At 27.0% G+C, this 15886-nt stretch carries 13 protein-coding genes; 5 read left to right on the plus strand and 8 right to left on the minus strand.

Annotated elements, in window-relative coordinates:
• Nucleotides 1-334 precede the first annotated feature (334 nt).
• Together A500_RS00535 and A500_RS00540 are read right to left on the minus strand one after the other, a co-directional pair.
• A complete protein-coding gene (locus A500_RS00535) occupies nucleotides 335-2104 on the minus strand; it encodes an ABC transporter ATP-binding protein (protein WP_016205649.1) in 1770 nt (589 codons plus the stop codon).
• A gap of 3 nt (nucleotides 2105-2107) precedes the next feature.
• On the minus strand, nucleotides 2108-3850 hold the full coding sequence (locus A500_RS00540) for an ABC transporter ATP-binding protein (RefSeq protein WP_016205650.1): 1743 nt from the start codon (nucleotides 3848-3850) through the stop codon (nucleotides 2108-2110).
• A 140-nt stretch (nucleotides 3851-3990) separates the two neighbouring features.
• Between A500_RS00540 and A500_RS00545 the strand changes: the two genes are divergently transcribed.
• Nucleotides 3991-4845: an AraC family transcriptional regulator gene (locus A500_RS00545; protein ID WP_016205651.1), complete on the plus strand. Its 855-nt coding sequence runs from the start codon at nucleotides 3991-3993 to the stop codon at nucleotides 4843-4845.
• A 94-nt stretch (nucleotides 4846-4939) separates the two neighbouring features.
• Here A500_RS00545 and A500_RS00550 read toward each other — a convergent pair whose 3' ends face one another.
• The 3 genes from A500_RS00550 to A500_RS00560 all read right to left on the minus strand — a co-directional run bounded on the left by A500_RS00550 (nucleotide 4940) and on the right by A500_RS00560 (nucleotide 8995).
• Nucleotides 4940-6385, minus strand: coding sequence for an ABC transporter substrate-binding protein (locus A500_RS00550; RefSeq protein WP_016205652.1), 1446 nt, complete (start codon nucleotides 6383-6385; stop codon nucleotides 4940-4942).
• A 209-nt stretch (nucleotides 6386-6594) separates the two neighbouring features.
• Entirely contained in the window at nucleotides 6595-7509 is a 915-nt protein-coding gene (locus A500_RS00555; RefSeq protein WP_016205653.1) for an ROK family protein, read from the minus strand.
• An 88-nt stretch (nucleotides 7510-7597) separates the two neighbouring features.
• The gene (locus tag A500_RS00560; protein ID WP_016205654.1) at nucleotides 7598-8995 is read right to left on the minus strand and encodes a glycoside hydrolase family 1 protein; all 1398 of its coding nucleotides are present in this window, start codon (nucleotides 8993-8995) and stop codon (nucleotides 7598-7600) included.
• 283 nt (nucleotides 8996-9278) lie between these two features.
• On the opposite strand from A500_RS00560, the gene A500_RS00565 reads away from it, so the two are divergent.
• Nucleotides 9279-9992: a GntR family transcriptional regulator gene (locus A500_RS00565; RefSeq protein ID WP_016205655.1), complete on the plus strand. Its 714-nt coding sequence runs from the start codon at nucleotides 9279-9281 to the stop codon at nucleotides 9990-9992.
• A 419-nt stretch (nucleotides 9993-10411) separates the two neighbouring features.
• On the opposite strand, the gene A500_RS00570 is transcribed toward A500_RS00565, so the two are convergent.
• Together A500_RS00570 and A500_RS00575 are read right to left on the minus strand one after the other, a co-directional pair.
• Nucleotides 10412-11353 carry a type I phosphomannose isomerase catalytic subunit gene (locus A500_RS00570; protein ID WP_016205656.1) on the minus strand — a complete coding sequence of 314 codons (942 nt, stop codon included), beginning with the start codon at nucleotides 11351-11353 and terminating at the stop codon, nucleotides 10412-10414.
• Between the two features lie 207 nt (nucleotides 11354-11560).
• Entirely contained in the window at nucleotides 11561-12319 is a 759-nt protein-coding gene (locus A500_RS00575) for an HAD-IIB family hydrolase (RefSeq protein WP_016205657.1), read from the minus strand.
• Between the two features lie 201 nt (nucleotides 12320-12520).
• On the opposite strand from A500_RS00575, the gene A500_RS00580 reads away from it, so the two are divergent.
• The 3 genes from A500_RS00580 to A500_RS00585 all read left to right on the plus strand — a co-directional run bounded on the left by A500_RS00580 (nucleotide 12521) and on the right by A500_RS00585 (nucleotide 14871).
• Nucleotides 12521-12766 (plus strand): hypothetical protein, encoded by a 246-nt coding sequence (locus tag A500_RS00580; protein ID WP_016205658.1) that lies wholly within the window; start codon nucleotides 12521-12523, stop codon nucleotides 12764-12766.
• 23 nt (nucleotides 12767-12789) lie between these two features.
• Nucleotides 12790-12948, plus strand: coding sequence for a hypothetical protein (locus tag A500_RS20230; RefSeq protein ID WP_157453589.1), 159 nt, complete (start codon nucleotides 12790-12792; stop codon nucleotides 12946-12948).
• Nucleotides 12949-13203: 255 nt separating this feature from the next.
• Nucleotides 13204-14871, plus strand: coding sequence for a methyl-accepting chemotaxis protein (locus tag A500_RS00585; RefSeq protein ID WP_198010564.1), 1668 nt, complete (start codon nucleotides 13204-13206; stop codon nucleotides 14869-14871).
• Between the two features lie 301 nt (nucleotides 14872-15172).
• Here the strand turns inward: A500_RS00585 and A500_RS00590 are convergent, their stop codons facing one another.
• The gene (locus A500_RS00590) at nucleotides 15173-15796 is read right to left on the minus strand and encodes a response regulator transcription factor (RefSeq protein ID WP_341349929.1); all 624 of its coding nucleotides are present in this window, start codon (nucleotides 15794-15796) and stop codon (nucleotides 15173-15175) included.
• Nucleotides 15797-15886: the final 90 nt, after the last annotated feature.

Consider the following 15886-nt stretch of genomic DNA (forward strand, 5'->3'; position numbering starts at 1 on the left):
AACATCTCTATCATCTATAATTCCAACTCCATAAATATCATTTTTAATTTTAAATTCTTTTCCCATTTCTATTCCTCCTAAATTTATAGTGTTTTATAAATTATATATGTCTGTTTTTCATATCAATCTTTACACTATTTCTATCTTTACTAGCTTTTAAGTAAATTCTATATTTTTATTATAAGAATTCACCTTGGAACTTTATGTGATTAGAATCAAAATTTATATTATTATATCTTAAATTTATTTTAGGATTAAAATCAGTCAGCGACAGTTCCTTTCCTTAATTCAACTTGTTGAACTATCTCCTAAATTATCCATTTCTAATTATAAATTATACTTCAATGTATTGTGATTTATACAAATTATAATAAAGTCCTTTTACTTTAAGTAAATCTTCATGTGTTCCCTCTTCTAATATTTTCTTATCTCCAACATACATTATTTTATTTGAATTTACTATTGTTGATAGTCTATGAGCAATAACAAAAGATGTTCTTCCTTTTAAAAGTTCTTCTATTCCTTCTTGAAGTAATGCTTCTGTTTCTGTATCTATACTTGATGTAGCTTCATCTAAAATTAATATCTTAGGATCTGCTAATAAAACTCTGGCAAAGGATATAAGCTGTTTTTGACCAACTGAAAGACCACTTCCCTGCTCATTTAAATATGTGTTGTATCCATCATTAAAGTCCTTTATAAAATCATCTGCTCTTACTATTTTAGCAGCATTTATTACTTCCTCATCAGTAGCACTTAATCTTCCATATCTTATATTTTCCATTATTGTTCCTGAAAAGACAAATGGATCTTGTAGCATAACACCAACTTCTTTTCTAAGAGATTTTAATGTAACATCATTTATATCTGTTCCATCAATAAAAATATTTCCAGACTTTATCCTATAGAATCTAGATAAAAGATTAACTATAGTTGTTTTGCCTGCTCCTGTTGGTCCAACTAATGCGACTTTTTCTCCAGATTTTATATTCATATTTATATTCTCTAGAATAGGAATGTCTTTTTCATATTCAAAGTAAACATCTTTAAAAGTTACATCACCTTTAACATCTTTGAAAGTCTTTGCATCCTCTTTATCATATTCTGGCTTTTCATCCATAGCCTCAAAAATACGCTCTAAGTAAGCCATAGCATTTATTAAGGTGTTATAGAAGTTTCCTATATTGGTTATTGGAGCCCAAAATATCCAAACATATGATATAAATGCTACTAAAAGCCCAACAGAAATTCCACCTTTAAAAACTAATATACCAAAAATATAAATAAGTGAGATTGAAATTACAGATATAGTTTCTATGCTTGGCCATACAAGAAAATTTAAACTTACTGCTTTCATCCAAGAATCACTACAATCTGTACATAATTCTTCATATATATTCATATTTTCTTTTTTTCTTGAAAATGACTGTGTTACCCTTATTCCATTTATACTTTCATGTATATACGCATTTAAATTTGATTGCTTTGAACTTAATTTTTGATAGGCTCTTCTTTGAGCATTTTTAATAGATAACATAACTGCAAGAAGTATAGGAATACCTATTAATGTTACTAATGTTAGTTTTATGCTTAAAAATGACATAAATATTATAGTCATAATAAGTGTAACCATATCTGCAATTAAGTTTACAAATCCATTAGATAAAATATCACTTAGTGAATTTATATAATTAACCACTCTTACTAATATTTTTCCATGTGGTCTTGAATCATAATAGTTAAATGGTACATATTGTAGATTCTTAAATAAATCATGCCTCATATCCACCAATATACTTTGTCCAACTTCCCCCATTGTGAACATTCTATGCCTCATTATTATAGCTATTGATATAAATATTAATACATATAAAGTAGAAAGTACTATTAATCCATTAATATTTCTATTTGGTATATAGTTATCTAATGCTGTTTTTGCTATTACTGGTCCAATTAATGAAATTGAACTTGATAATAACATTAATAAAACAGATATAAAAATTTTAACTTTATATGGCTTCATATATCCTAATAGTCTTTTTAAATATCCTAAATTAAAGCCAGTTTCTAATTCTTCATCAACGTTATATTTATTCCTTGCCATTCCTTATACTCCTTCTACCTTTAAATTCAAATTTCCATATTGAGTATAAAATATATTTGAGTAATATCCATGCTCTCTTATTAATTCATCATGGGTACCTCTTTCTACTATTTCTCCATTATCTAAAACTAGAATTAAATCTGCTTGTTTTAAAGATGATATTCTATGGGCTATTATAAAAGTTGTTTTCTTTTCTTCCATATTTTTAAGCTCATATTGTATCTTTTTCTCAGTTTCCATATCAACAGCTGAAGTTACATCATCTAATACAAATATTGACGCATCCTTCATCATTGCTCTAGCTAAAGATACCCTCTGCCTTTGTCCTCCTGAAAGACCTACTCCTCTTTCCCCTATAATTGTTTCATATCCATCTTCTAAATTTTTAATAAAATTATGTGCTTGTGCCTTTTTAGATATCTTTTTTATTTCTGAAAAACTTGCTTTCGGATTACTAAAAGCTATATTATCTTTTACTGTATCTGAAAATAAAAATATATCTTGCATAGCAGTTGCTATATTTCCTCTTAATGTATCTAAGTCTATATCCTTTATATTTATTCCATCTATATATATTTCACCTTCAGTAGCATCATAAAATCTAGATAATAAATTAATTATTAATGATTTACCAGAACCAGTATGTCCAACTAACCCTATTGTTTGTCCGGCATTAGCTTCAAAGGAAACATTATTTATAACTCTTCTTCCATCTATATCTAAACTTACATTTTCAAATCTTATATTACCTTTAAACTTATTAAGGTTTATTGTTTCTTCATTATTTTTTATACTACTTTCTGTTTTTAATAACTCTATGATTTTTTCTGATGATGCTATAAATCTTTGGGTATCATTTATTAAATATCCACACATTCTCATTGGGTTATTTAATGCCCATAATAAACTATTAAATATTATTAATTCTCCAAAGGTTATTTTATTTGTAGCTACTAATATTCCCCCAACTAATATCATGACAACAGATAGACTGTTTGATAAAAACTCTAGTTTTGGAATGTATTTTCTAGTGACTTTAATTGTATCTAAATTTCTTTCCTTATAATTTTTGTTTTCCACATTAAATTTATCTATTTCAAACTTTTCTCTTCCAAATGCTCTTACTACTCTATTTCCACTTATATTTTCTTGAACAATTGAATTTAATTTTGAATAAGCCTCCCTTATATTATGAAATGTTGGTGAAATTTCTTTACTCATTTTATAGGTTAATAAGCCTATTAATGGAGATATTAATAGCATAAAAATTGTCAAAGTTGCATTAACATACATCATAGAAATTATTGCAAAACAAAATGTGGTTATGGAGGATATGATGTTATAAACTACCCAAGCAACAAAATGTCTTATTGCATCTGTATCTCCTGTCATCCTTGCCATAAGATCTCCTGTTTTAACCTTACTATAAAAATTAATATCTAACTCCATTAATTTGTCATATAAATCTTTTCTTATTTTAAATAATATATCTTGAGATATTTTTTCCAATATCATTTGATATATATAAGCTATAATTCCCTTAAATACAACAATAGAAATCATAACTGTTATAAGAGGAAGCAATAAATTAGTTTCATTTTCTCCTAAAACTTTATCTACTATCTTTCCTGATATAAATGGATTAACCATATTAATTGCACATGTAAATAATACTAACAATAATGCAAAAATATATTTGTATTTGTAATTCTTTAAATAACCAAATATCCATCTTAAATTGTCCATAATTAAGTCTCTCCTTATATTCTCCTTTATTTCTTTCTAAGTATGATTATATAGAAGTTATTGAAAATAAAAATGTATTATATTAAACTTTAAATGTATATTATTATACTAATAACTAATAATTATTTTGGAGATTTAAAATGAGTAATACCTATACAAATATAGATAGCTATAATCCTCAAATACTCTTTGTGATAGATGGATATTGTTCACCGGATATACCTGTCCCAGAAACTAACTACCATTGTCACGAAGATTTTATAGAGCTTTCCTTTGTAACTTCTGGTTCAGTTGATTATTTAATTGAAGGTGAAGAGTACACATTAAAGAAGGGACAAGTTTTAATATCTAATCCTGGAATTTATCACAAAGAATTATTTAATTCAAATACAAATTGTAGAGAGCTTCACCTTGGGCTAACTGACATTAATATATTTAATAACTGTAAAAAGGATTTTATAGATATAGGTGATAAAAATGTATTAACACTTAATACTTATAAGGATGAAATTTTGAAAACATGCCAAGATATAGTTGATGAACAGAAGAATCATAAACAAACTTCTCCCTTTATGCTAAAATCTCTTGTTATGAAAGTACTTGTACTTTTACATAGAGAAATAAATGAAGAAATCCCCAATTTAAATTCACAAGAATTTTCCTTTAAATCTCGTGAAAAGAAGGTATTGGTGGAAAGTATAACTAAATACTTAAATGAAAATTATACAGAAGATATTTCTTTATATACATTATCAAAAAATATGTATTTAAGTCCTGTATATATTTCTAAAATTTTTAAAGAACTTATGGGGGATTCTCCAATAAATTATTTAATACAAATAAGACTTATAAAAGCAAAGAATCTTTTAGAGGACTCAAAGCTTTCAATAAAAACTATTGCTAAGATGGTTGGGTATAATGATCCTTATTACTTTAGCAAGCTTTATAAAAAATACTATGGAATTTCTCCAAATAAAGCCAGAAAGATTGTTTAATAAATAAAACTCTGTCCTTAAAATTTAAAAATTCTTAAGGACAGAGTTTATTAATAAAGGAGCTGTCTATGCGACAGCCCCTTATTATTATCTACTACTTTTTCCATTCATTTATTTGTTTTTGCATTTCTGCAATAACTTTATCTATTCCTTGTTCTTTTAATTTAGAATTTAACTTTCCTAAATACTCATCAACATCTACGGAACCACTATAAATAGTTGCTTTAAATTCTTCTAAAACATTATTTATTGCTGCAATTTCAGTAGATACACTTGAAGAATCAAATTTAAATCCTAATGCTGGTGATACTTTTGATTTATCGTTGAAATCTTTAAATTCTTCCCATTTAGTTTCTGGCTCACCTTCTAATTTATAAGTTAAGAATAAGTTTCCTACTGAGAAGTATGGTACATCATAATTCTTTTGATCTGGATTGATTAACTTTATATGTTGATCTCCAACTTTATCATAGTGAACTCCTTCAATACCATAGTTGATTAAATTTCTAAAATATTCATCTGTACTTAATAAAGATAATACTTCAAAAGCTTTATCCTTGTTTTTTGAATTACTAGATATAGCAATTAATGATCCTGTAGTTGATCCATTAGTAATTAATGTATCACCGATAGGAGATGATACTACTGGATAATTTAATGCTTTTGACCAAAGTACATCTGCATATGGCTGTCCGTCACCTTTTGTTACAAGACGTTTAACTGATTTATCATCTTGTGCTGTTGCTGCATCTGCATTTATATATCCTGCTTTATAATACTTTCTTAAAGTTTCTAAGTCTTCTTTCATTTGTTGTGTTTCAAACATATTCTTTATAGTTAGTGAATTATCATTTATTTCTACTCCAACTGGATCAACTAATTGATCAAAGAATACTGTATATGAGAATCCCTTAGTTATATATAAAGGAGTTACATCTGGTTCATTTTCCTTTATTACCTTTAACCATGGTTCTAAATCTTTTAAGCTATGAAGGTCTTGATATGGTATATTGTATTTATCAACATATTCTTTAGTAAATACCCACATTGGTGCTACTCCAAGCTCCTTTTGATTTGGTACTCCATAAATTTTTCCATCTATAGTTGCACCTTCCCAGAATCTTGAATCAACAGTTTCTTTTAAATTTTTTCCTGCTTCTGAATTTAAATAATCATCTAATGCTAAAAAAGCACCCTTTCTTGAATTTCCTAAATAGTCACCAGCCCATGAACATGTAAATGCTAAATCATAATCTTCGCCAGAATTTATTACTACTGACATTTTTTGATTATAATCTCCAAAACCTATAAATTTCATGTCTAGGTTGACATTTATTTTATCTCCTAAGTATTTATTTGCTTCAGCTAAAACCTTGTCTAAATCTTTTGGTTCTTCACCGATTGCATACCAAGTTAGTTTAGTTGGTGTGTTACCTTTTGAGTTAGAATCATTTGTTGCCTTACCGCATCCTGTAAAAATAGCTGAAGTTGCCATTATAGCACAAGCTGCTAATGCAATCATCTTTTTTATTTTTCTCATGATTTTTTCTTCCCCCTTAATTTAATAACGTTTACAAGATGATTATAATATTTTAGTATATTATTTTATAGTGTACTTATTTTATATTTAATTAACTAAATCTAGATACATTATACTAATATGTAGATTTTTATTTCAATTAAAATAAAAAAGCCTTAAGTAAATATCTTTTATAAAGAATACTTACTTAAAGGCTTGTGTTTATCTTTTTAACATTTACCATTTCTTTGTAAATAATTAAATAATGCTCCTAAAAGATTTGCATCATTTTCAAATTTACATTTTTCAATTATAGGTCTTACTTTTGCAACAGGGATATTTTTCATTATTAAATCTAATTTTTCATTTATTTTATCTATAAAGTCTTCTCTGCTGCTTATAGCTCCACCAATAACAATTTTTTCAGGATCATACATATATTGAATATTAAATATTCCTTTAGCGTTATTTAAATAAAATTCATCTATAGCATTAATACAGTCAGAATCACCCTTTTCGGCTAAATCAAATATCTTTCTCCCATCTAATTCTTCTACATCTATATTTTTTAATTTTGCTACGGTATTTAATAATCCTCCTGTTGCAGCAATGGTACTCCAAGTTTCAAATATTATATTTTCTCCTTCTTTCTTAGTATTTAAAATACAATATCCAAATTCTCCACCATGAAGATTATTTCCCTTATGAATTTTTTTATCCTTTATAACTGCCCCTCCAATACCTGTTCCACATACTACAAATAGTACATCTTTATTATCCTTAGCTGCACCCTTCCAAACTTCTCCTAAAGCTGCACAATTTGCATCATTTTCTATTTCTAAATTAACCCCTAAATCCTCACCAAAGATTTTTTTGAAATTAGGTCCATGAATACAAGGTAGTGCACTAGCGCCTCCTATTATTCCAGTATCGCTATCTACTCCACCTGGTGCACTAACAGCTACCCCTGAAATTGAGTATTCTTCCTTAGCTTTATTAATTGCATTTTCCATATCAGTTTTAAAAAGTTCAAAATTATTTCTTTCTGATTTATAGCTTCCCTTAGTAATAAAATCTCCCTCTTCTGACATTATGGCATACTTCACACTGCTACCACCTATATCAAATACTATATAATTACTCATATATTTCCCTCTCATTCTTTAATATATTATATATAAATTATAAAACGTTTTCTTTCAAATTTCCAATTTTCTGGACCCCAGGGGTCCATTAAAATCCATTTTTCTCTGTAACTTCTTTTATCCATCTTCCTGATTTCTTTATTGTTTTCTTTTGTGTTTCTAAATCTAGTGCAATAAATCCATATCTATTCTTATATGCGTTACACCAAGACCAACAATCTATAGGAGTCCAAGTATGATACCCAAAACAATTTGCTCCTTCTTCTATTCCTTTGTGAAGATTTTCTAAATGCTCCTTAAAAAAGTCTATTCTATAATCATCTTCTACTATACCTTCTGTATTTATATATCTTTCTTCACCTTCTACTCCCATTCCATTTTCTGAAATGAACCATGGTATATTGTTATAGTTATCTCTTATATTTATAGCTATATCATAAATTGCTTTAGGATATATTTCCCATCCCCTATATGGATTCATTCTTCTTCCTGGCATTTCATAATTATCAAAGTACTTATCTGGCATCCATTCCTTACTGTTACATGTTGTTTCCTTTGCCTTTACTCTTCTAGGAAAATAATAATTTACTCCTAGGAAGTCTATGGTATTTTCCTTTATTATATTAAGTTCTTCTTCTGTTGATTGCCAAATTACTCCTTCTTTTTCTAAAATTTCTATTAATAATTTTGGAAATTCCCCTTTTACTGCAGGAGAAAGGAATGATTCATTAAAGAATGTATCAGCAATTCTAGCTGCTTCTACATCTTCAGTATTATTTATATCTCTTGGATATGATGGCGTTAAATTAAGTATTGTACCTATTTGCCCTCCATCTTTATCATACCCCCTACTTTTAAACACCTTTACTACCTTCGAAGATGCTAAGTTTACATTATATAATACCTGCATCGCCTTCTTACCATTAACTACTTTAGGATAATGGAATTGATATAAATATTGTCCCTCTACAATTACTATAGGTTCATTAAAAGTAGTCCAATATTTAACCCTATCTGCAAATAATTTAAATGCCGTTTCTGCGAACTTTACAAATAAATCTACTACATGCTTTGATTCCCATCCACCATACTTATCATATAATTCAACTGGTAAATCGAAATGATGTAAATTTATTACTGGAATAATTCCATTTTTTATAGTTTCATCTATGACATTATTATAAAATTCAATTGCATCTTCATCTGCTTCACCAGTTTCTAAATTTTTTATAAGTCTTGTCCATTGAATTGATGTTCTAAAACTATTTAATCCTATTTCTTTAAGCATTGCTAAATCTTCTTTATAGCTATTATAAAAATTAGATGTAACTTCTGGTCCCACTTTATTAAAAAATACTTCTGGTTCTATTTCATACCAATAGTCAAATATACTTTTATGTTTTTTATTAAATGATCCTTCACTTTGAGGTCCTGATGTAGCAGACCCCCACCAAAAGTTCTTAGGAAATATAAAATTCTTGTTCATACTAATTCCTCCTTTTGTTGTAAAATTAAAACTTTATATAAAATAAATTTATATATTCTTTAAACATTACAAGAAAATTATATAGCCATATTTTTTATTTGTCTAGACATTTAATATAACTATATATACTTATGTTATTGTAAAACTTATTTTTTATAGTAATATATTTATATACTGTATTTATATTTTATTAAAAATAATATATAGCTAGTAAAAGTGTAAAATTTGAAAAATTACTAACTTATTTAACAATCTTAAAGTAAAGGACGAAAGGATATTTACTATGCCCAAATACAAAGATATAAGTGATGAAATTAGATTACGTATAAGAAATGGAATATATAATTCTCCGACTAATCAAATTCCTGATGAGATAACACTATGTAAGGAATTTCATTGTAGCAGAATGACTATGAAAAAAGCTCTTGACTTACTAGTTTTTGATGGAATAATTTATAGAAAAAGAGGTCATGGAAGCTTTATTATGGATGTTCTTCCTGTGGATTCAAGAATAAATATTTCTGATAGAGATTTGAAGGGATTAACTAGATTAGTTAATAATAATGTTAAAACTGAAATTATAGAATTTAAATTAATCTTTGCTGATTATAATATATCAACTAAGTTAAATATTAATGAAAATTCTCCAATTTATGAAATAATACGTCTTAGATTAATAAATAATGAACCTGTTGTTATAGAAAATACTTACTTAGATGCAACACTCATAACGGGTCTTAATAAAGATATATTAAAAAAATCTATTTATGATTTTATAGAAAATGATTTGGACTTAAAAATAAGCAGCGCAAATAAAGTTATTCGTGCTGATAAAAGTACCGATATAGATAAAAGATACTTAAACCTATGCGCCAATGATCCAATTTTAGAAGTTGAACAAATAGCTTATTTAAATAATGGAAGAGCCTTTGAATATTCTATTTCTAGACATAGATATGATAAATTTCAATTTACATCCTTTTCCGTAAGAATGTAAATTGCGAAGCAATTTTCTAGTGCACAGTTCACAAGGCACAGTTCACAGTTGTTTTCATTTTTTAGGTAACAGGGAATAGGTATCAGGTAACAAGTACTAAGTTTAGTTATCCTTACACTCAACTTCACTAAGTATTCGTCAAATGAACATCTACTTCAGATAAGCTTCAGTAGATGGGCTTTCATACTAAGTTTAGTTATCCTTACACTCAACTTCACTAAGTATTCAATGCCTGCTGTTTAAAATTTAGAATTTAATTGATATAAGGTAGGTCTTATTTAAAACTAAATTAAGCTTTCCCTTATATATTTAGTCATTATTTTTCTAAAAAAGAGCTAACACTGTTACCTGTTACTTTATCCAAGAAACTGTGAACTATGAATTGTACACTGTGAACTGAATAAAATTTCTTTGCAATTTTAAGCTATTACTGGATAACTTTTTAATACTATAGCATTTCCTTTTATTTTATATTCTCCTAAAGTAGCAGGAATTAAATAGCTATCTCCTGTTTTTATTACTTCTTCAAAATCTTTTCCTACTATTACTCCTTCACCATCAACACAAGTGTACATATCAAATTTTTCTATATCACTTACATCTTTATACTCTGAAGTTATTGATATTTTCTCTATTCCAAAATATTCATTTTTGCATAATAAACTATGCTTATATCCTTCATAACTAACTTCTTTCTTTTCACTTAAATTTTCGCATTGCAGATCAAAGTTTATAACATCTAAAGCCTTTTCAACATGTATTTCCCTTGGTCTTCCATAATCGTAAACTCTATATGTTACATCACTGTTTTGTTGAATTTCTGCAATTATAACTCCTTCACATATAGCATGAACCAATCCGCTATTTATTAAGAAGCAATCTCCTTTTTTAACTTCAATTTTATTTAAATAACTTTCTACATTATTATTTTTTATAGATTCTTCAAACTGTTCTTTTGTACAATCCTTTGTGCCAACTATTAATGAAGCACCTGGTTTGGCATCAATAACATACCAAGCCTCTGTCTTACCATAATCATTTTCATACTTTGCTGCATATTCATCTCCTGGATGAACTTGAACTGAAAGTTTTTCCTTTGAGTTTATAAGCTTTATAAGTAATGGGAATTTTTCAAGAGTTACTTTTTCCCCAACAAGTTTATGTCCATATTCTTTAATCAAATCATCAAACTTAGTTCCTTTTAATGAACCATTTTCAACTATTCCTGTTCCATTAGGATGACATGCTATATCCCAGCTCTCCCCTATTTCACCCTCTGGCATATTGTTTCTAAAGGTTTCAAAATCTCTTCCACCCCATATTTTTTCATAATATAAATTTTCAAATCTAATTGGATACATTAAATTACCACCTTACTTTAAATATTCTTTATTATCTATACCATTCAAAATTTATTGAATTTAAAACGTTTTGTTATTATATGTCTTGTAGCATTTTAGTGAAACTTACTAAGTTAATTATTACTTAAGTTTCATGTAATTTTATATTAAACCATATTGCCACATTTTTTAAGTATCATAATTATAGATTTTCATAAAAATTTATAGTTATAATATATAATCTTCTATACAATGAGAAACTGAATTTACAATATATCTTGTATGTTTTTTTAATTCTTCTTCTACATGATTAAAAGTAAATGAATTTGGTGTTATATTAAACATACTAATATCATTCCATGAATCCCCTATAGTATATAAATTTTCTGATTTTATTAATTCTTGATTTGCTAGATATTCTACTCCATTTCCTTTAGAACATCCTATTGGAACAATATCTATATAAATATCATTTCTATATGCAATTATTTTGTCTCCATATTTGTTATTTATTTCATTTTTTAATTCTTCTATTTCAGCTTTTTCTTTATTTGGCATATGCAGAGAAATTAAGCTTAAATCATCATCTATTTCTTGTATTGAATTAACCTTTATTTTATTAGGATAAGGTAAGTTATTACAATCTGTTAATATATATGTCTTAAAACCTGATTCAACAGATATATCAATATTACCATCATTTACTTGATATAATATTTTTTCTATTACTTCTTTTTCTATAATTTCTTGTTTAATCTTACTTCCAGTTGAATCCATTATAAGTGCGCCATTTAGTAAAACAAAATAATTCGCATATATTTTGTATTGATCTTTTAACATTTGAATTGCATTATAGGGTCTTCCTGTTGAAACAACTACTAAATTCCCCTTATTTTGAAGCTTAAGTATTGCTTGTCTATCATTCGACCTAATTTCATTATTATTTATTAATGTTCCATCCAAATCTGTAGCAAATAGTTTATTCATTTCTACCTCCAACTTCATGTATTTTTAAGTATATATTTTTATAATATAATTTTACCACAATAATTCCTTTCTTTGATAAGTAATATCATATAATATAAACTTCAATTTAAATTTTTTAAAATCTTTATGCATTTTTAGAAGATAATACTAGGGATTAAAAAAAATATAACTCAAATAATATAAACATAAGGAGGGATTATTATGCCAACAAAACCTAACAGTAAAAAAGTTTATTTACCTAATGATAGAACTGGGTATGCTCCAGAAAAACATGCTTTGATTAGTCATGGAAAAGTTGACTCTGAGCCAAGTCCATTACCTAGTACTGTAGAAGATGATATAGTAGTAAATAATATTGCTTATATGGAATTTGATTATACAGAACAACCTGAACTAGACAATGAAAGTGATACTAAAACTGAAACAAGTAAAAATAGTAAGAAATAAATATCACAAAGGAGAGATTCGATATGTCTAACAATAAGAAAAATAGAACAGATGGAACAATTCCTATGAAAAATAAAGATGTTGCTACTCCTGTTAATTCAAACAATACATCTAGTTCTGCTTATGAATATACAGATTTAGAAAATATAGCTAGAGTTTCTAAAGTTAACCAAAAACGTTAATAAAAATAAATAAAGGAAATCTTTTAATGAACAACTACTAAATTTTTCTAGATACTTCTCGATAATTTAAGTAGTTGTTCATTTTTATTATTAAATTTATTGCAATTTAGGGGGAGGGCATATGAGAAAAATACTCAAAATAAAAAATACTCAAAAAGGAAAAACTAAGAAAGAAAAAACTAATAATAATGATAAACCTAAAAAAACAATAACAAATTAATTAAAATATCTAATAAGCTTAGAAGTTGTTTTGTATTGATTATAGCTTTATTATTATTTATCTGGGGACTTGGCCTATACAATATGGATAAAATCAACAGTTCTTCTGAAAAGCTTTACTCAAATAATACTTTAGGAATCATATATATAAATGAATTAAGTGAAAATTCTACATATAATTATCTTAGTAGTAAACTTTTAATATCAATTAAGGATGCTGCCGAAAAGAAAATTTTAACTCAAAATATTTATTATAATAATAAAAGAAATTCTCAACTTGTTCAGCTTTATAAAGACTTAATTACTAAAGATGAAGATAAACAACGTTTTGATGAAATAATATCTTCTTTAGCTAAATTAGAAGAGCAATCTGATAATATAATTAAAGCTGTAAATGAAAATAGATTAAATGATGCAACTTTATTTTCTTATGATTTAGATAAAATTCGTGGAGACTTTATAATTAAATTAGATAGACTTGTAGAATTAAACAGCAAATGGGCTGAAGAAACTTTACAAATGAATAAAGATACATATAATGATTCATTAATACTTACGTCTATTATTTTAGGGCTTTCAATATTTATTTCTATACTGTCTGCTGCTAGTATAACTTTAAGAATAACTAAGTCTTTATCTAAAATAATGTCTTTATCTAATAGAATAGCTAAATATGACTTGTCTGAAAAGATTGAAATAAAGCATAATGATGAATTTGGACAAATAGCTACGGCTCTTAATATAGCACAAGATAACTTAAAAGAAATAGTACATTCAGTTATCTCTAGCGCCGATGAAGTTAATTTATCAAGTGAAGATTTAGCTTCATCTATTGAAGAAGTAACTTGTCAATTTGATTTAATAAATGATTCATCAAGTGAAATTAACTCTACAATTCAGGAAACTAGCGCTATAACAGAAGAATTATCTGCATCTATTTTAGAAGTAAATGCAAGCATAGATACTCTTTCTGAAAAAGCTACTGATGGTAATATTAATTCAGAAAAAATTCAAAAAAGAGCAACCACTATAAAGAAAGATACTGAATTCGTAATCGATAATACCTCAACTTTATATGAAAGTGTAGAAAATGATATAAAACTATCTATTGAAAAAGCAAAAATAGTTAATGAAATAGTTAATATGACTAATTCTATTGAGGAAATTGCTGAACAAACTAATCTTCTTGCTTTAAATGCATCAATTGAAGCTGCTAGAGCTGGAGAACAAGGTAGAGGATTTGCTGTTGTTGCTGAGGAAGTAAGACTACTTGCAGAACAATCCAGGAGTTCAGTTCAAAGCGTAAAAGAGACAATAAATCAAGTCAGACTTGCCTTTAATAATATCACTGATAGTAGTAATAAATTACTTGAATTTATGAATAGTGAAATAATGAAAGAATTTAAACAGTTCATAAAAATAGGTGATAAATATGAAAAAGATGGAGTATTTATTAGAAAGATGAGTGAGGACATTGCTGCTATGTCTGAAGAAGTATCTGCTACGATGAATGAGCTAAGTAATGCTGTTCAATCAGTTGCATCTATGACTCAAAATTCATCAGCAAATGTAAATTCAGTAAAGAATAGTATAAATGATACTACTAGTGCTATAGAAAAAATGTCCGAAACAGCTATAAATCAAGCTGAATTGGCTATAAAACTTAGAAGTTTATTATCTCAATTAAATTTTAAAATTAAGTAGGTAGATTCCTTGGAATCTACCTACTATTATTTTTCTACTCCCTATCTAAATCCCATCATAGAGCCAGATCTTCCACAGTTTCCTCTTCCTCTATTTTCTGAATTTAATCCATATCTATTTCCTTCTCCATTTCCTTGCCCTTGACCCCTGTTTTCTTCCCCATAATAAGGACAGTTTGGATTTCCTAAGCCGGAATTATTATCCTCAGATATATTGTAATTTTCTGTATCACTTACTACTGCTTCACCTGAATTTATTACTGGACTTTCTTCCTCTGCTGCAAAGGCTATGGCTCCTGTACCTATTGTACATGAGTATCTATAGTTCTAGTATCTCCATAAAAATCATATCCCCAAACACTAGTTATTAAATCTTCTCTTGTAAAAACCTTGTTTTTATTTTTTATTAAAAACATTAATAAGTCATATTCCTTAGGAGTTAAAATAATTTCCTTCTCCTTCTCAAAAACCCTTCTATTATTATCATCTATTCTTAAGTCACACAATTTAATCTCATTAATATCTTCATTTTTGAAACTATTAATTCTTAGTTTAACTCTTAAAACTAATTCCCTCATACTAATAGGCTTTACCATATAATCATCTGCTCCAAGCTCAAAGCCAAAAATTCTATCTTCCTCTTCTCCTCTAGCACTAGTTATAATAACTTGTGTATATTTATTTAAAGATTTTATTTTCTTTAAAAGGTACCATCCATCTTTATATGGCATCATTACATCTAATACGGCCAAGTCATATATATTTTCTTCAATTAAGTTCTCTGCTACTTTTCCATCATTAGCTAAAGTAACATTATAACCCTCTTTTTCAAGATATAACTTCATAACTTTTCCTATTTGCTTTTCATCCTCTGCTATTAGAATTTTTTCATATACCCTCCAATTATAAGATAAAATATAAATTATCTAATACTTTCTAATAAAATAATAATCTAGTTATTTAATGCTAATAATTTACACTTGTGCTTATATTAATTTATATATCTTATATTAATA

It is taken from the genome of Clostridium sartagoforme AAU1 (genome assembly GCF_000401215.1).
Taxonomy (GTDB): domain Bacteria; phylum Bacillota; class Clostridia; order Clostridiales; family Clostridiaceae; genus Clostridium; species Clostridium sartagoforme.